This window comes from Duganella sp. Dugasp78, from assembly GCF_059491455.1.
In genome coordinates, this window is record NZ_CP168506.1 from 3,988,187 (window position 1) to 4,004,943 (window position 16,757).

12 protein-coding genes and 3 tRNA genes are annotated in these 16,757 nt (G+C 64.0%); 13 read left to right on the top strand and 2 right to left on the bottom strand.

From position 1 onward, the window contains the following. The first annotated feature begins 1 nt into the window (after position 1). From ACEN9O_RS17645 to ACEN9O_RS17665, 5 genes are all read left to right on the top strand, one after another. Entirely contained in the window at positions 2-3,811 is a 3,810-nt protein-coding gene (locus tag ACEN9O_RS17645; protein WP_495613154.1) for a GH36-type glycosyl hydrolase domain-containing protein, read from the top strand. 22 nt (positions 3,812-3,833) lie between these two features. Continuing rightward, positions 3,834-4,913, top strand: coding sequence for an ABC transporter ATP-binding protein (locus ACEN9O_RS17650; protein WP_495613155.1), 1,080 nt, complete (start codon positions 3,834-3,836; stop codon positions 4,911-4,913). 87 nt (positions 4,914-5,000) lie between these two features. After that, on the top strand, positions 5,001-5,288 hold the full coding sequence (locus ACEN9O_RS17655) for an autorepressor SdpR family transcription factor (protein WP_495613156.1): 288 nt from the start codon (positions 5,001-5,003) through the stop codon (positions 5,286-5,288). Continuing rightward, positions 5,285-5,917, top strand: a complete 633-nt coding sequence (locus tag ACEN9O_RS17660) for an SdpI family protein (RefSeq protein WP_495613157.1) — start codon at positions 5,285-5,287, stop codon at positions 5,915-5,917. The genes ACEN9O_RS17655 and ACEN9O_RS17660 overlap by 4 nt, the downstream gene beginning before the upstream one ends. A gap of 13 nt (positions 5,918-5,930) precedes the next feature. Then, the gene (locus ACEN9O_RS17665; RefSeq protein ID WP_495613158.1) at positions 5,931-6,875 is read left to right on the top strand and encodes an alpha/beta hydrolase; all 945 of its coding nucleotides are present in this window, start codon (positions 5,931-5,933) and stop codon (positions 6,873-6,875) included. Positions 6,876-6,879: 4 nt separating this feature from the next. Here the strand turns inward: ACEN9O_RS17665 and uvrB are convergent, their stop codons facing one another. After that, positions 6,880-8,952: an excinuclease ABC subunit UvrB gene (uvrB, locus tag ACEN9O_RS17670; protein WP_495613159.1), complete on the bottom strand. Its 2,073-nt coding sequence runs from the start codon at positions 8,950-8,952 to the stop codon at positions 6,880-6,882. Between the two features lie 113 nt (positions 8,953-9,065). Between uvrB and ACEN9O_RS17675 the strand changes: the two genes are divergently transcribed. The 3 genes from ACEN9O_RS17675 to ACEN9O_RS17685 all read left to right on the top strand — a co-directional run bounded on the left by ACEN9O_RS17675 (position 9,066) and on the right by ACEN9O_RS17685 (position 10,772). Continuing rightward, a complete protein-coding gene (locus ACEN9O_RS17675; protein ID WP_495613160.1) occupies positions 9,066-10,268 on the top strand; it encodes an amino acid aminotransferase in 1,203 nt (400 codons plus the stop codon). A 52-nt stretch (positions 10,269-10,320) separates the two neighbouring features. Beyond that, positions 10,321-10,396 (top strand) — tRNA-Asn (locus ACEN9O_RS17680). 300 nt (positions 10,397-10,696) lie between these two features. Continuing rightward, a tRNA-Asn gene (locus ACEN9O_RS17685) sits at positions 10,697-10,772 on the top strand. Between the two features lie 56 nt (positions 10,773-10,828). Here ACEN9O_RS17685 and ACEN9O_RS17690 read toward each other — a convergent pair. Beyond that, positions 10,829-11,680, bottom strand: coding sequence for a substrate-binding periplasmic protein (locus tag ACEN9O_RS17690; RefSeq protein WP_495613161.1), 852 nt, complete (start codon positions 11,678-11,680; stop codon positions 10,829-10,831). A 215-nt stretch (positions 11,681-11,895) separates the two neighbouring features. Here ACEN9O_RS17690 and ACEN9O_RS17695 point away from each other — a divergent pair, with 215 nt between their 5' ends. From ACEN9O_RS17695 to ACEN9O_RS17715, 5 genes are all read left to right on the top strand, one after another. Beyond that, positions 11,896-13,224, top strand: coding sequence for an ATP-binding protein (locus ACEN9O_RS17695; RefSeq protein ID WP_495613162.1), 1,329 nt, complete (start codon positions 11,896-11,898; stop codon positions 13,222-13,224). Positions 13,225-13,323: 99 nt separating this feature from the next. Further along, a tRNA-Asn gene (locus tag ACEN9O_RS17700) sits at positions 13,324-13,399 on the top strand. Positions 13,400-13,554: 155 nt separating this feature from the next. After that, positions 13,555-13,767, top strand: a complete 213-nt coding sequence (locus ACEN9O_RS17705) for a hypothetical protein (protein WP_495613163.1) — start codon at positions 13,555-13,557, stop codon at positions 13,765-13,767. 9 nt (positions 13,768-13,776) lie between these two features. Continuing rightward, a complete protein-coding gene (locus tag ACEN9O_RS17710; RefSeq protein ID WP_495613164.1) occupies positions 13,777-14,472 on the top strand; it encodes a DUF3334 family protein in 696 nt (231 codons plus the stop codon). A gap of 123 nt (positions 14,473-14,595) precedes the next feature. Beyond that, entirely contained in the window at positions 14,596-16,611 is a 2,016-nt protein-coding gene (locus ACEN9O_RS17715) for a methyl-accepting chemotaxis protein (RefSeq protein ID WP_495613165.1), read from the top strand. Positions 16,612-16,757: the final 146 nt, after the last annotated feature.

Sequence of the window (16,757 nt, forward strand, 5' to 3'; positions counted from 1 at the left end):
CATGGCTAATCCTGAACTGTCGCGTCACGCGCAGCTGCTGTCCAACGGCAGCTTTACCACCCTGATCACCGGCGCCGGCACCGGCTTCAGTCGCGTTGGCGATTCCATGCTGTCGCGCTGGAACGGCGACCGCATCGAGGACGCGGAAGGCTATTTCTTCTATCTGCGCGACGCCACGAGCGGCCAGCTTTGGTCGCTGGCCGCGCAGCCCGGCGCGGCCGATGCTGCCGGGATGCGGCGTTGGGCGGGCGGCGATGCCGGCAGCTGCTGGATCGGCGTGGTTGCTCATGGCATCGAGGCGCGCATGGGAATCGCCGTCGATCCGCAGCGCGACGTGGAGCTGCGCAGCGTTTTGCTGAATAATTTGTCGGACATCGATCGCGCCATTGAATTGACCAGCTATCTGGAGGTCGTACTGAACCGCCAGTCCGACGAGGCTTCGCATCCGGCGTTCTCCAAACTGTTTGTGCAGACCGAGTTCGATGCCGCCACCGGCGCCCTGCTGGCGCGCCGCCGCCCTCGTGGCGAAGGGGAAGCCGGCTTGTGGATGGTGCATGCCGCAGCCGGCGGTACCTCCGCAGGATACGAGACGGACCGCACCCGCTTCGTCGGCCGCGGGCGCGACCTGCGGGCGCCGGCGGGCCTGGATGGCGAATTGTCCGCCAGCGCCGGTAACGTGCTTGATCCCGCCTTCAGCCTGCGCCGCCGCATCGTGCTTCGTCCGGGCGAGCAGATGCGGCTGGTCTTCATGCTGGGCGCGGCGCCGAGCCGCGATCAGGCGTTGGCACTGACGTCGGCGATGGACGCCGGAGGCCAACCGCTGTTCGATGCCGCACGCGCCGCAGGCATGGCGTTGCGGCAGCGGATCGGGCTTACCGATACACAGGCCGAGTATTGCCAGCGCCTGGCGGGCGCCATGTTGTACGGCCAGTCGGCTGTGCGGGTGTCCGCGTCAACGGCGGCCATCGCCAGCGCGGTGCTCAGCGCGTCTGCCGGCGCCGCCGTGCCGGTGAACGCGCGGAGCTCCGGTTTGCCGGCCGGCCCGATGATACTGTTGCGCAGCGTGGGCCGCGTCGATGCCAGCGTCGATCTGATGCTGCGCGCGCGCCGCTACTGGGCTGCGTTGGGCGTGCCGCTGAACATGCTGCTGGTGGCCGATGGCGACGGGCCGCGGCAGGAAGGCGTCTATCGGCGCAGGCCGGACGATATCGCGCCGGCCGAGATGGCGCGCATCGAACTGAATGCCTTGCTGATCGTACGCGGAGGCTTGCCCTCGTTGGGGGCTATCGACGGCGCGGCCCACGCGCCGCCTGCGCTGCCAGCGCCGCGGGCCGACGGCCCCTTCGCGCTGCCGGGCCGGCCGTTGCTGCGTTTCTTCAATGGCAACGGCGGCTTCTCCGAGGCGGGCGACGAATATGTGATCCGCATGAACTGGGATGCGGAACGCGGTCTGCACCGGCCACCGCTGGCGTGGACCAACGCCATCTCCAATGAAGGTTTCGGTTTCCTGGTCAGCGAGAGCGGCGCAGGCTATACATGGAGCCGCAACAGCCGCGTGCACCGCCTGACCCCGTGGTACAACGATCCGATCCGCGACCCGCACGGCGAAGCGCTTTATGTGCGCGACGAGGACAGCGGAGCATTCTGGTCGCCGCTTCCGGGCCCGGTGCCCGCTGGCGCTGGTTACGAGGCGGCGCATGGATTCGGCTACTCGCGCTTCCGTCACGTCAGTCACGAGCTTGAACAGGAAACCGTCATGTTCGTCCCGCGCCATGACCCGGTGAAGATCGTGCGCGTGCGCGTGGCCAATCGCGGCGCCGCAGCGCGCAGCCTGTCGCTGTTCTCGTATCAGCGGCTGGTGTTGGGCGGCACGCCGGCCGACAGCAGCCCCTTCGTCGTCACCGAACATGACGCCAGCGGCGTGCTGCTGGCCCATAATCCGCTGGCCGGTCAGTTCGCCGACGGCGTGACCTTCGCCGCCGCCCTGGCCGGCGCCGGAACGGCCGTTCACCACAGTGCCGACCGTGCCTCCTTTATCGGCCGCCACGGCAGCCCGGCCAATCCGGCGGCGCTGACGGTGCCGCGGCTCGACGGCGTCACCGGCGCCAGTCTTGATCCGTGCGCGGCGCTCCAGGTGGTGCATGTGCTGGCGCCCGGCGCCACGCTGGAATGCGTATTCCTGCTGGGAGAAACGGTGGAGCGCAAGGCCGCGCTGGACCTGGTGCGGCGCTACCGTGAGCCGGGCGCGGTGCAAATGGCGTTCGATGAGATCACGGCATTCTGGCGCCACACCGTCGGCACGGTGCAGGTGAGTACCCCGGTGCCCGCCGTGGATCTGATGCAGAACGGCTGGCTGGCCTATCAAAACCTGAGCTGCCGCATCTGGGGCCGTTCGGCCTTCTACCAGTCTGGTGGAGCGCTGGGCTACCGCGACCAGCTGCAGGACTCCAGCGCGATGATCTATGCCCGTCCGGACCTGACCCGCCAGCAGATCCGCATTCACGCGGCGCACCAGTTTGTGGAAGGCGACGTGCTGCACTGGTGGCACACGGAGCCGATGGAGCAGGGCCTGCGTACGCGCTTCTCGGACGATCTGTTATGGCTGCCGTACATAACGGCTTTTTACATCAGCACCACCGGCGACTGGAGCGTGCTCGATGAGATGGAGCCATTCCTGACCGCGCCGCTGCTGGCGGAGGGCGAGGACGAGGTGTACCTGAAGCCGGAACTGTCCGGCGTCAGCGGCGACGTCTACGAGCATTGCTGCCGTGCGCTGGACCGCTCGCTGACGCAAGGCGCGCACGGCCTGCCGCTGATGGGCACAGGCGACTGGAACGATGGCATGAACCGCGTTGGCCGCGAAGGGCGCGGCGAGAGCGTGTGGATGGGTTTTTTCCTGTCCCGCATCATCAAGGACTTCCTGCCGATCTGCGAGAAGCGCGGCGACAACACGCGTGTGATGGTTTATAGCGCCTATCACGACCATCTCGACCACGCATTGAATGCCGACGGCTGGGATGGCGAATGGTACCGCCGCGCCTTCTACGACAACGGCGCGGTGATCGGTTCCAGGGACAGCGACGAATGCCAGATCGATGCGCTGGCCCAGGCCTGGGCCGTCATCTCGGAAGTGGCGCCGCCGCAGCGCGCCAGGCAGGCGCTTGATGCGATGGAGCGGCGCCTGGTGTCCGAGCCGGACAAGCTGATACGCCTGCTGACCCCAGCCTTCGTCAATACGCCCAACGATCCCGGTTACATCAAGGGTTACGTGGCCGGCGTGCGCGAGAACGGCGGCCAGTACACGCACGCCGCCTGCTGGGCCGTGCGGGCGATGGCGGAGGCGGGGCGCCGCGGCCGCGCCGCGACGCTGCTGGAGATGCTTAGCCCCGTCAGCCACGCGCTGGACCCCGCGGCGGTGGCCGTGTATCAGGTCGAGCCCTATGTGATCGCCGCCGATATCTACGGCGAAGCGCCGCACGTCGGACGCGGCGGCTGGACGTGGTACACCGGCTCGTCGGGATGGATGTATCGCGTGGGACTGGAATCGGTGCTTGGTTTCCGCATCGAAGGCGGCGACACCATCGTGCTGGCCCCCCGCATTCCGGACGACTGGCCGGAGTTCACCATCCGCCATCAACTGCCGGATGCTGGCGGCAGCTACGAGATCGTCGTGCGCAATCCGCAGCGCCACGCCGGTTCCGTGCTGAGCGCCGCGCTGGATGGCGTGTCGCTGGCGGTGCACGACGGCGTGGCGCGCATACCGATGCGGCGCGACGGTGCGGCGCATCGCGTCGAAGTGGTGCTGGGCTAACAGAGGTTAACAGGGAGGCGGAATGGCTGGACTGGAAATACAAGGCATCAAGAAAGGGTTTGGCCAGCAGCAGATCCTGCGCGGTATTGACCTGAGCATTGCCGACGGCGAGTTCGTGGTGTTCGTCGGCCCATCCGGCTGCGGCAAATCGACGCTGTTGCGCACTATCTGCGGACTGGAAGACAGCGACGAAGGCGCGGTGCTGATCGGCGGTAAGGACATGACCAAGGTGGCACCGGCAGCGCGCGGCATGGCGATGGTGTTCCAGAGTTATGCGCTGTACCCGCACATGACGGTGTACGACAACATGGCTTTCGCGCTGAAGCTGGCGGCCCTGCCGCAAGATGACATTCGCGGCAAGGTGGAGCAGGCGGCGGCCATCCTGCGCATCGAACCGCTATTGCAGCGCAAGCCGAAGGAGCTCTCCGGCGGGCAGCGGCAGCGGGTGGCGATCGGCCGCGCCATCGTCCGCCAGCCGCAGGTGTTCCTGTTCGACGAGCCCTTGTCGAACCTGGACGCGGCGCTGCGGGTGCAGATGCGCATCGAGTTGAAGAACCTGCACCGCACGCTGCGCAGCACGATGATCTATGTGACGCACGACCAGGTGGAGGCGATGACGCTGGCCGACCGCATCGTGGTGCTGCGCGGCGGCGTGGTGGAGCAGGTGGGAGCGCCGCTGGACTTGTACCAGCGTCCCGCGAATCTGTTTGTGGCCGGCTTTCTCGGCTCTCCGGCCATGAACTTCATCGGCGGCAGGGTGGAGCAGTTGGCGCCGCACGCGATGGGCGTGCGCCTGGCCGGCGGCGCGCTGGCGCAGGTCGCCCCGCGTGCCGGCCTGGCCGTGGGCGACAGCGTCACGCTGGGCGCGCGTGCCGAACACATGGCGCTGGAGAGTGCCGGCGCGGAGGGCATCGCAGTCACGGTGCTGGCGGCGGAGCTGTTGGGCGATACGAGCTACGTCTACCTGACGCCGGACGGCGGCAACACGCAGTTCATCGCCCGCATCGACCCGGAGGTGCGCTGGCAGAACGGACAGGCGGCCGTGATACGCGTGGAACCGGCGCGCTGGCACGTGTTCGACCGGGACGGCCTGGCGATCTAGGCAAGACGGCGGCAGCGGATATTGCTTGACCGCCGTTTTTAAACGATCTATATTTAGATAACTGTCTAATTAGATGTTTATCTCAATATGAACGCTTCCAACAACGCCTTCAAGGCCATTGCCGATCCGGCGCGGCGCGAGATACTGCGCCTGCTGCGTCCGGGCGAGATGACGGCTGGCGAACTGGCGGCGCATTTCGACATGAGCAAGCCGACCATGTCGCATCACTTCGCGGTGCTGGCCGAAGCCGACCTGATTACCCGCCGCCGCGAAGGGCAGACCATCTGGTACGGCTTGAACACCACGGTGCTGCAGGATGTGCTGTCATGGATGATGGACCTGGCCGGCGCCGACACCAAAGGGAGGAAGAAATGAGAGCGCGTTATCTGCTGTTTTGTTTCGTGCTGATCGCCGCGGCCTGCGCGGCCACCGCGTACTTCTGGCCGCAATTGCCAGGGAACGTGCCGACGCACTGGAATATCAACGGCTTGGTGGACGGCCAAGGCGGGCGCGCGGCCTTGTGGCTGGGGCCTGTGCTGATGGCGCTGATCGCGTTGACCGGCGTGGTGCTGCCGGCCATTTCGCCACGGAGCTTCGACATGACGGGCTTCGAGTCGACTTATTACTACCTGTTCGGCGTCATCGTCTGCATGCTCGCCTATGTCTATGCGCTGGTGCTGGCCGCCACGCTGCACGGTGGCGTGCCGATGGAGCGCGCGGTGCCGGCCGGCGTCTTCGTGCTGCTGATCCTGATCGGTAACCCGATGGGCAAGGTACGCCGCAACTTCTTCATGGGCATCCGCACGCCGTGGACGCTGGCCAGCGAGCGCGTTTGGTACGCCACGCACCGGCTGGCGGCGCGCTTGATGGTGGCCAGCGGCGTGCTTGGCCTGATTGCTCTTTGGCTGAATGCTCCGCATTGGCTTTCGCTGGCGCTGATGCTGGCCTGGGCCCCGCTGGCGGCCGGCTACTCGCTGCTGCTCTACAAACGTCTTCCTCACTGATCGGAGAATTGGTATGCGCTTCAAGCTCTTGCTGTCGTTGTTGATATTGTCGGTGTCGGCCCACGTCCATGCCGCCCAGCGTCTGGTGTCGCTGGATGTGGGCGGCGGCACCCTGTATGGAACGGAGCTGGTGCCGGATGGCGGCGGCAAGGTGCCGGTGGTGCTGCTGCACGCCGGTTCCGGCCCCACTGACCGCGACGGTAACAACAGGCTGCTGCCGGGCCCCAACGATTCGCTGCGCATGGTGGCCGAGGCCCTGGCCCAGCGCGGCATCGCCTCGGTGCGCTACGATAAGCGCGCCATCGGCGCCAGCGCGCTGCCGGTGTGGAAGGAGCAGGACCTGCGCCTGGACGACTACATCGACGACGCCACCGCATGGCTGCGCAAGCTGCGTGCCGATCCGCGCTTCTCGCGCGTGGTGATGGCCGGGCATAGCGAAGGCGCGCAGATCGCCGCCGAGGCCTGCAAGCAGGCGCCGGCCGACGCCTGTGTGCTGATCGCCGGCGCCGGCCATCCGCTCGACGACATCCTGCGCGAGCAGCTCAAGTCCAAGCTGCCGCCGGAGCTGGAGGCGCAAAACGAACGCATACTGGTCGCGCTCAAGCAGGGTAAGGCGGTCGACGATGTGCCGCCGGCTTTGATGATGCTGTACCACCCATCGGTGCAGCCGTATCTGATCTCGTCGCTGAAGCATGATCCGCGCACGGCGATTGCCGCGCTGGCGATGCCGGTGCTGATCCTGCAAGGCACGTCCGACATCCAGGTGCAGCCGTCGGAAGCGAAGACGCTGGCGGCGGCCGCGCCGCGCGCCACGCTGGTGGTGGTGGAAGGCATGAACCACCTGCTGAAGATGGTCGGCGACGATGAGGCCAAGCAGAAGAAATCCTACGGCAGCCCCGAGTTTCCGGTGGCGCCGCAGTTGGTCGATGCCTTGAGCAGCTTCGTCAAGACCCCCTGAGTTATCAGGCGATATTGTCCGCGCCCGGTGCGCCGAACAGCTGCTGCTTGAGGTGATGCAGCTGGTCGCGCACCTGCGCGGCTTTTTCGAACTCCAGGTTCTTGGCGTGATCGAGCATCGCCTTCTCCAGGCGCTTGATCTCCTTGCTGATCTGCTTCTCGCTCATGGATTCGTACTTGGCCGTCTCCTGCGCCACCTGCAGCTCTTCGCGCGCGTCCTGCGGGCTGTAGACGCCGTCGATCATGTCCTTGATGACCTTGTGCACGCCGCGCGGCACGATGCCGTTGGCGGCGTTGAAGGCGATCTGCTTGGCGCGGCGGCGTTCCGTCTCGCCGATGGCACGCTCCATCGAATCGGTCATGCGGTCGGCGTACAGCAGCGCCACGCCGTTCAGGTTACGCGCGGCGCGGCCGATGGTCTGGATCAGCGAGCGCTCGGAGCGCAGGAAGCCTTCCTTGTCGGCGTCCAGGATGGCCACCAGCGACACCTCCGGCAAGTCAAGGCCCTCGCGCAGCAGGTTGATCCCCACCAGCACGTCGAAGGTGCCGATGCGCAGGTCGCGGAGCAGCTCGACCCGTTCCACCGTCTCGATATCGCTGTGCAGGTAGCGCACTTTGATGCCGTGATCGCTCAGGTATTCGGTCAGCTGCTCGGACATGCGCTTGGTCAGCGTGGTCACCAGCACGCGCTCGTTCTTGGCCACGCGCAGCGTGATCTCGGACATCAGGTCGTCCACCTGCGAGCTGGCCGGGCGCACGATGATCTGCGGGTCGACCAGGCCGGTGGGGCGCACCACCTGCTCGACCACCTGGTCGGCGTGGGTCTTTTCGTAGTCGGCCGGCGTGGCGGAGACGAACACCGTCTGCCGCATCTTCTGCTCGAACTCCTCGAACTTCAGCGGCCGGTTGTCCAGCGCGGACGGCAGGCGGAAGCCGTAGTCCACCAGGTTGGTCTTGCGCGAGCGGTCGCCGTTGTACATGGCGCTCAGCTGGCCGATCAGCACATGCGACTCGTCGAGGAACATCAGCGCGTCCTTGGGCAGGTAGTCGACCAGCGTCGGCGGCGGTTCGCCGGCCTGGGCGCCGCTCAGGTGGCGCGAGTAGTTCTCGATGCCCTTGGTGAAGCCGATCTCGGTCATCATCTCCAGGTCGAAGCGGGTGCGCTGTTCCAGGCGCTGCTCTTCGATCAGCTTGTTCTCCTTGCGGAAGAACTCCAGCCGCTCGCGCAGTTCCAGCTTGATGGTCTCGATCGCGCGCAGCACGGTCGAACGCGGCGTGACGTAGTGCGAGCCGGGGTAGACGGTGAAGCGCGGGATCTTCTGCTTGACGCGGCCGGTGAGCGGATCGAACAGCTGGATCGATTCCAGCTCGTCGTCGAACAGGTCCAGGCGCACCGCCAGTTCCGCATTCTCCGCCGGGAAGATGTCGAGCGTGTCGCCGCGCACGCGGAAGGTGCCGCGGCCGAAGTCCACCTCGTTGCGGGTGTACTGCATCTGGATCAGGCGGGCGATGATGTCGCGCTGCGAGACGCGGTCCTTGGCGCGCAGCGTCAGAATCATCTGGTGGTATTCGGTCGGGTTACCGATACCGTAGATCGCCGACACGGTGGCGACGATGATGACGTCGCGCCGCTCCATCAGCGACTTGGTGCACGACAGGCGCATCTGCTCGATGTGCTCATTGATGGACGAATCCTTTTCGATGAACAGGTCGCGCTGCGGCACGTAGGCTTCCGGCTGGTAGTAGTCGTAGTAGGAGACGAAGTACTCGACCGCGTTCTCCGGGAAGAACTCGCGGAACTCGGAGTACAGCTGCGCGGCCAGCGTCTTGTTCGGCGCGAAGACGATGGCGGGACGGCCCTTGCGGGCGATCACGTTGGCCATCGTGTAGGTCTTGCCGGAGCCGGTCACGCCGAGCAGGGTCTGGAAGAACAGGCCGTCGTCGATGCCTTCGCACAGTTGGTCGATCGCGGCGGGCTGGTCGCCGGCGGGCGGGAAGGGCTGGTGCAGCTTGAACGGCGAGTCCGGAAAGGTAACTACCGTTGCGTTTGGGGTGTCTACTACTGGTAAATCAGCCATCTTGTCCGACCTTTGTTAAAATAATGGCCTGCCAGCGGCCTGAAGCAGTTTTTCAATGGGCGCTGTCTACCTTCAACCGCTGCGTACCGCTTCCAATCGAATCCAATCTTATCATGACGAATCCTAGCTTGTTCAGCGCCATCGACATGGCACCACGCGACCCTATCCTGGGCATTACCGAAGCCTTCAACGCCGACCAGAACCCGGCCAAAATCAATCTGGGCGTGGGCGTCTATTATGACGACAATGGCAAAGTGCCGCTGCTGTCGTGCGTGCAGAAGGCGGAAGAGCTGCTGATCGCCGCGCCGGCTCCGCGCACCTACCTGCCTATCGAAGGCCTGGCTGCCTACGACAAGGCGGTGCAGGAGCTGGTATTTGGCGCCGACAGCGCCGTCATTCAAGAGAAGCGTGCCGTGACCGTGCAGGCCATCGGCGGCACCGGCGCGCTGAAGATCGGCGCCGACTTCCTGAAGCGCTTCTCGCCCGATTCGCAGGTCTACATCAGCGATCCGAGCTGGGAGAACCACCGCGCGCTGTTCGAGAGCGCCGGTTTCGTCGTCAACAACTACGCTTACTACGATGCGGCCACCCACGGCGTGAACTTCGCCGGCATGCTGGCCGCCCTGAAGGCCATGCCGCGCGGTTCCATCGTGCTGCTGCACGCCTGCTGCCACAACCCGACCGGCGCCGACCTGACCTCGGCCCAGTGGGATGAGATCATCGCCGTGGTGACCAATGGCGGCCTGGTGCCGTTCCTGGACATGGCTTACCAGGGCTTCGGCGCCGGCATCGCCGAAGACGGCGCCGTGGTGCGCCGCTTCGCTGCCGCCGGCGGTCCGCTGCTGGTGTCGAACTCGTTCTCGAAGTCGTTCTCGCTGTACGGCGAGCGCGTGGGCGCGCTGAGCGTGGTCGCCGCCAGCGGCGAAGAGGCCAGCCGCCTGATGTCGCAGCTCAAGCGCGTGGTGCGCACCAATTACTCGAACCCGCCGGTCCACGGCGGCAAGGTGGTGGCCACCGTGCTGACCACGCCCGAGCTGCGCCAGATGTGGGAAGACGAGCTGGCCGGCATGCGCGTGCGCATCAAGGAAATGCGCGAAGCCTTCGTGGCCAAGCTGAAGGCCAAGGCGCCGGCCCATGATTTCGCCTTCGTGCGCGACCAGGTCGGCATGTTCTCGTACTCGGGTTTGACCAAGGCGCAGGTCGAGCAGCTGCGTGCCCAGTCGATCTATGCGGTCGATACCGGCCGGATTTGTGTCGCGGCGCTCAATTCCCGTAACATTGACATCGTTATTGACGCGATCGCCAAAGTCCTTTAAAATCTTGCTTCTTCGGGTTGAGCGGCTAAGCTTAACCTGAATGCAGTGCTAATCCCTGATAGCTCAGTTGGTAGAGCGACGGACTGTTAATCCGCAGGTCCCTGGTTCGAGTCCAGGTCGGGGAGCCAGAATACAAGAAGCGCCCCCGCGAGAAATCGCGGGGGCGTTTTTTTGCCTTATTGCCCTCGTCAAATTTGTTGACCTGCTTGTAGGTTTGCTTGCCAATGTCCCGGATAAGGCAGTCGATCAGCCCGTAAAGGCGGATTATGGTTGGCGCCGTGCGGCAACTTCCGAAGAGGATGTGCCGAACAAGTTCGGCAGCCTCAATCTCTTCATCGTGGCGGGCGGGCCGCGCTACCGCGCCTGAGGAAAATATTTCCCCAAGGGGAAGCCAAATTGACTGTAAGCAGCTATAATATTGCCTCTTTTCCCTGATAGCTCAGTTGGTAGAGCGACGGACTGTTAATCCGCAGGTCCCTGGTTCGAGTCCAGGTCGGGGAGCCAGGATACAGAAAAGCCCAGCCTTAACCGGTTGGGCTTTTTGCATTGCGGCGCGCTATTTATTTCGACATACCGAGATTCCTGCATTTCTGCGGGGCCAGCTCCGGCCGGAAATGGCAATCCAGGGCGATGAAGAAGTCGCGCGTCACGCTGTAGTCGCGCTGGTAGCGGTCCAGGATGCGGTCGATCTCCCCCGTGGCGTATAGTTGCCCGATGCCCCGTTCAAACGCATCCCGCTGCGCCGGCGTGCGGAACCGCATCCAGTAGAATTTTCCCGGCCCCAGCACGTCGTGGAACGCCAGCTCCGCCTCGAAATTGCGCTTCTGCGGCAACTGCTGCCTGAGGTAATACCGAAAGACGTCGGGCTGCGAAATAATAACGTCCGTACGGTCGAGGAATAGGGCGCCGGAGGGCATGGTCGATGCCTCCCTGTAATTCGGATGAGCCGCCGTCGCCGCGGCGTAGGCCGGCCCCAGCAGCTTTTGCGCGTTGTGGAACGCGGTCACCCGGTAGTTTTTCAAGTCATTCAGGCTGGACAGGGCCGGAATCCGGCTGCGCAAGGTAATCGCCACGTTGTGGAAATACGAAACCGGCCACCGGCTCAGATAACCGTCCTGCCCTGGTTGCAAAGCAGAGGCCGTCGTGATGTCGAACACGCCTTGGCGAAATTGCTCTTCGAAACGCACGTTGGGCAAATAGAGAAATTCGACGTTGATCTGTTGCGAGGCGAACGCGGCGCGCAGCACGTCGGCCAACAAGCCGGAGGCGCGGTCCGGCAGCACGAACGGTGCGATCACGCTTTGCAACCCTATCTTGACGGAGGCGGGCGAGGAGCTGGGACTGACTGGTGCTTGCTCAGCGGCAATGCTCGCGGCGGCAGTCGTGGCAAAAACTACGGCGGTTAACCACATCGGCGCCCCCATCGGTCTAGTTTCCTATCTTCATTATAGTCAGATTATTCGCCAGAAATCCTGTTGCGGATCTTCAACTATGGGGGGCAGCCGGCAACAACGCCGGAATCCATGCGGACGCATAATATTTCACAGATTTCCTGCGAATGGGCCTACCATGCAAATCAATACGCAATTTGCGTCCCTTGTACCGACCGATCAAGGAGCCAGCCCTTATGTATCAACAACGTGTCGTTTCTGACGATTTCCTGGGGAAGTGGCAGCAGACCACGAATGTGATGGCGGGCATCTTCGACGTGCCGGCCGGCTTGATCATGCGTGTCGGGCCGCAGCAGATCGAGGTGCTGGTGTCCAGCCACACGCCGGGCAATCCCTACGAAGCGCACGAGAAGGCCAACCTGAACACCGGGCTGTACTGCGAAACGGTGATGGCCACGCGGGCGTTGCTGCATGTGCCTCACGCGCTGGAGGACGAGCATTGGAAAAGCAACCCCGATGTCGCGTTGAACATGATTTCCTACCTGGGCGTGCCGTTGCTGTGGCCCGACGATGAGATATTCGGCACGATCTGTGTGCTCGACAGCAAGAAGCGCTCGTATCAACAGCGCTACGTCGATCTGCTGTGGGAAATCAAGAAGGCGATCGAGGCGGATTTCAAGCTCATGGAACAGCAGCAGAAATTAATCACAAGTAATGCCGATCTGGTCGACGCCAACCGCGCGCTGTCGCGCAGCAACGATGAGTTAAAGGTGGCGCTGGAGCGGATAGGGGCGATGCAGGGCCAATTGCTGCGTGCGGAAAAAATGTCGGCCCTGGGCAATCTGGTGGCGGGCGTCGCCCATGAACTCAATACGCCGATCGGCAACGGCCTGATGGTCGCCAGCACGCTCAAAAGCAGCGCCGGCAGCATGACCAGGGAGCTTGAGACGGGGGTGACGCGCAAGCACATGCAGGAGTTCATCGGCGGCATCGACCAGGGCGCCGACATCCTGCTGCACTGCCTGGGACGGGCGGCTGAGCTGGTGGACAGTTTCAAGCAGGTCGCCGTGGACCAGTCCAGCAGGCGCCGGCGGCAGTTCGACCTGAAAAAGACCTGCGGCGAGATCCTCTCGACGCTGGGAACGGTGATACGCCGTAGCGGCCATCAGGTGCATTGCGAGGTGAGCGGCGACATCGTCATGGACAGCTACCCCGGTGCGCTGGAGCAGGCCTTGCTCAATTTGATTAACAATGCCCTGGTGCATGCTTTTCCCGATGGCGAGCAAGGCCAGATACGTATTTCGGCCTGCGCGGATGGCGACGATTGGGTGGAGCTGAGCGTCGCCGATGACGGTGTCGGCATCCCGCAAGCGAACCTGGCGCGTGTGTTCGAGCCCTTCTTTACCACCAGGCTGGGGCAGGGAGGCAGTGGTCTGGGGCTGCATGTGGTTTACAACCAGGTGACGACCGCCCTGTGCGGCAGCGTGCGGGTGGAGAGCGAGCCAGGCTGTGGAGCCTGCTTTACGCTGCGGGTGCCGCGCGTGGCGCCGGTTGATGCGGGATAGTGACCGCCCCGGTCTGTCGCCGCCGCATCGGGCAGCATAAAAAAAATTCACGGCGGGGTCGCCAAATCCGATTTGAGCGGATATAATTCGGGCCTCAATTCCCTGATAGCTCAGTTGGTAGAGCGACGGACTGTTAATCCGCAGGTCCCTGGTTCGAGTCCAGGTCGGGGAGCCAGAATACAGAAAAGCCCGTGAGCAATCACGGGCTTTTTTCGTTTACCCAGGCTTTTGCATTTTGGCACGCGAATCTCACGGAAATACGCGATTCCGGTGGACGGAAATCTTGCACCTCGGTATTCTGAATCTTATTTCTGGCCGGAAGGGAAAGCGATGGTCATCTCAGCCGAGGCGGTCGATCAGGTGCAGCGGGTGCGTGAGCTGGCGCGCGAAGTGGCGCTGTTGCGCCGCACGCTGGCTGCGCTGCCGGCGGCCGGCAGGGACCAGGAATGGAAAGATGAGGTCGTCCGCTTGCTGAGCGAAGTGGTCTTGTTCCGTCTCTCGCTGGACCAGGAAACTGTGCTTTCATCTTTTAAAAATAACTAGAGGTCGATCATGAGCGAGGAAAACAAGGAAGTTGTGTACGGCACTGAAGACTTGTTGATGAGTTTGTGCAACTCGGTGACCCGCGTCCTGAACGTCGCCACCCAGAGCAAGGTCAATTATTCCGGCATGGTGCAGCGGATCACCAAGACCGGCCTGAAGCCCGATATCGGCTGCTTCGTGCTGTTCGACGGCGGCTTCACCGGCCTGGTGGTGCTGAACTTCGCAGCCGACACGGCCATGGAAATCTACGAGCGCTACATGCTGCACATGGGCATGCCGAAGTCCGAACTGGCCAGTTCGCACACCTCGGACGAGGTGTCCAACATCATGGGCGAGCTGATGAACCAGATCGTCGGCGACTTCACCGGCAAGGTGCGGCGCGAACTGCAGACCAACATCACGCAGAACCAACCGAAAATGCTGGTGCTGACCAAACAGGTTATGCTGAGCGTGGACACGCCGTTGGATCGGCCGGAGATGCGGCGCGTCACGTTTTACACGGAAAAGAGTAATATCTTTTATCTGGAGTTGGCGATCGACCGCACCGAGTTCATCCGTTTGCACGATTTCGACTCCAGCGAGGTGGCCGACCCGGACGCGTTGCTGGACCTGGAGCGCGGCAATCAGGGGGGCGGATCCACGGCGCCCTCCGCCTCGGCAGAGGACGAAGCCAACGACGAATTGCTGAAGTCGCTTGGCATGTAGCGGATTCGCGACTTGTGCTATTAAAGCCACCACGGCCGCTCGGTATAAGACTATGATCGAAAGCAACGGGTCATAAGGTTCAGCTGGATACGGCCCGGCGACTTACACTCATGGAGGCGCGACATGGACAAGAACAACCTTCTTGGCGGCCTGCGGTTGGGGCACAAATTCCTGATCCTGAGCCTGATCGCCGTGATCCTGGCGAGCATTCCCACCTGGCTGTACATGCGCGAAGCGGGCAAGGCCCTGGACGCCTATCTGGACGAGCGCGCCGGCATGCCGGCCGTGGTGGGGGGGCTGCGCATGGTGCAGCTGACCCAGCAGCATCGCGGCCTGGCGGCGCTGGTGCTGGGGGGCGCGACCTCGGACGAGAAGCGCGCGGCCAAGCAGCAGGAAGCCGACAGCGCCTATGACGCCACCGATGCGGTGGTCAAACGTCTGCACGACCCGGTGCTGGACGCCGCCTGGGCGCAGGCGCGCGGCGATTGGCAGACGCTGCGTTCCCAGGTGGCCTCCAAAAGCCTGACGGCGCCGCAAAGCTACCTCGCCCATACCGCGCTGGTGCCCAAGCTGCTCAAGGTGAACGACCTGATCGGCGATTACTACGGCCTCAGCCTTGATCCCGACCGCGACTCCTACCAGCTGATCCAGGCCATGTTCTATCAGCTGCCCTACCTGTCCGAGGAGCTGGGCAAGACCCGCGCCAAGGGCGCCGGCCTGCTGGCGAGGAAGGAGGCCAGCCAGGCCGACCGCCTGCTGTTATCGTCCATCGTTGCCCGCGTGACGGACCGCCTGGACCAGACGCTGACCGCGTTCGACAAGGCCGCCCGCTACAACCCGGAATTCGAGACCGCGCTGGCGCCGGCCATGCGCGCTGCCGCCCAGGCCGCCGGCAAGATCACCGACCTGGCCCTGCATGAGATCGTGCAGCCGGAGACGCTGACCTATTCGGCGGAGAATTATGTGGCGCTGTCGACCCAGGCCATCGACCTGCAGTTCGCCCTCAACGCGGCCGCCAGCAAGCAGTTGGACACCCTGCTGGACGAAAAGATCCACGCCTTCTACATCACCCGCTGGCTGATGCTGGGCGCCATGTTCGGGTTGCTGGCGCTGGCCGGCTATGTGGCGCTGCTGATTTCGCGTTCGGTGACGCGGCCACTGAGCAATGCCATCGCGGTCGCGCAAAGCGTTGCGCGCGGCAACCTGGTGAGCGACTTCGACGTCGGCGCGCCCAACGAGGTGGGGCAGATGCTGCGCGCGCTCAAGGACATGAACGACAGCCTGCGCGAGATCGTCGGCGATGTGCGGGGCAGCATCGACCATATCAGCGCCGCCACGCGCGACATCGCCAGCGGCAACGCCGATGTGTCGTCACGGCTGGAGTCGCAAGCCACCAACCTGGAAGAGACCGCATCGTCGATGGAGCAGCTGACCTCCACTGTCAGGCAGAACGCCGACAACGCGCGCCAGGCCAACCAGCTGGTGATCAGCGCCGCCGACGTCGCCAGCCGCGGCGGCGAGGTGGTGTCGCAGGTGGTGCAGACCATGGGCGAGATCAACGAGAGTTCGCACAAGATTGTCGACATCATCAGCGTCATCGACGGTATCGCTTTCCAGACCAACATCCTGGCGCTGAACGCGGCCGTGGAGGCGGCGCGCGCGGGCGAGCAGGGCCGCGGCTTCGCCGTGGTGGCGTCCGAGGTGCGCAACCTGGCGCAGCGCTCGGCCGCCGCCGCCAAGGAAATCAAGGAGCTGATCGGCCGCAGCGTCGAGAAGGTCGAGGTCGGCAACCGGCTGGCCGACCAGGCCGGCGATGCGATGGGGGAGATCGTCACCAGCGTGCAGCGCATCACCGTCATCATGTCGGACATCGCCACCGCCTCGGCCGAGCAGGGCGCCGGCATCGAGCAGGTCAACCACGCCGTCACGCAGATGGACGACATGACCCAGCAAAACGCCGCCCTGGTCGAACAGACGGCGGCGGCCTCCGCCAGCCTGGAAGAGCAGACCCAGGCCCTGGTCGGCTCGATGAGCCGCTTTGTGCTGGGCAACGAGCGTGCTGCCGGCGGCGCCGCCACGCCGCGCCCGGCGGCCAGGCCTGTTGTGCAACAACAACGTTTGGCAATCCGGCATGGCTGAATAACAAGCTTGATCGATGCGTCATTCCTGCCTGCACGGCGGGCTGGATAGCCTTTTATTATTCAGTCCGCCCTCCTGAGGCACCAAATTTCTAACAGTAAATTCCCATTTGCTTATATTGCTCTTGCAATACCTGCTATCAATGA

Excerpts from the sequence above, each read along its gene's own strand:
- ACEN9O_RS17710 (WP_495613164.1), top strand. The coding sequence starts at position 13,777 with ATGAGCGAGGAAAACAAGGAAGTTGTGTACGGCACTGAAGACTTGTTG.
- ACEN9O_RS17660 (WP_495613157.1), top strand. The coding sequence starts at position 5,285 with ATGAGAGCGCGTTATCTGCTGTTTTGTTTCGTGCTGATCGCCGCGGCC.
- ACEN9O_RS17655 (WP_495613156.1), top strand. The coding sequence starts at position 5,001 with ATGAACGCTTCCAACAACGCCTTCAAGGCCATTGCCGATCCGGCGCGG.
- ACEN9O_RS17690 (WP_495613161.1), bottom strand. The coding sequence starts at position 11,680 with ATGTGGTTAACCGCCGTAGTTTTTGCCACGACTGCCGCCGCGAGCATT.
- ACEN9O_RS17705 (WP_495613163.1), top strand. The coding sequence starts at position 13,555 with ATGGTCATCTCAGCCGAGGCGGTCGATCAGGTGCAGCGGGTGCGTGAG.
- ACEN9O_RS17665 (WP_495613158.1), top strand. The coding sequence starts at position 5,931 with ATGCGCTTCAAGCTCTTGCTGTCGTTGTTGATATTGTCGGTGTCGGCC.
- ACEN9O_RS17695 (WP_495613162.1), top strand. The coding sequence starts at position 11,896 with ATGTATCAACAACGTGTCGTTTCTGACGATTTCCTGGGGAAGTGGCAG.
- uvrB (WP_495613159.1), bottom strand. The coding sequence starts at position 8,952 with ATGGCTGATTTACCAGTAGTAGACACCCCAAACGCAACGGTAGTTACC.
- ACEN9O_RS17715 (WP_495613165.1), top strand. The coding sequence starts at position 14,596 with ATGGACAAGAACAACCTTCTTGGCGGCCTGCGGTTGGGGCACAAATTC.
- ACEN9O_RS17650 (WP_495613155.1), top strand. The coding sequence starts at position 3,834 with ATGGCTGGACTGGAAATACAAGGCATCAAGAAAGGGTTTGGCCAGCAG.
- ACEN9O_RS17645 (WP_495613154.1), top strand. The coding sequence starts at position 2 with ATGGCTAATCCTGAACTGTCGCGTCACGCGCAGCTGCTGTCCAACGGC.
- ACEN9O_RS17675 (WP_495613160.1), top strand. The coding sequence starts at position 9,066 with ATGACGAATCCTAGCTTGTTCAGCGCCATCGACATGGCACCACGCGAC.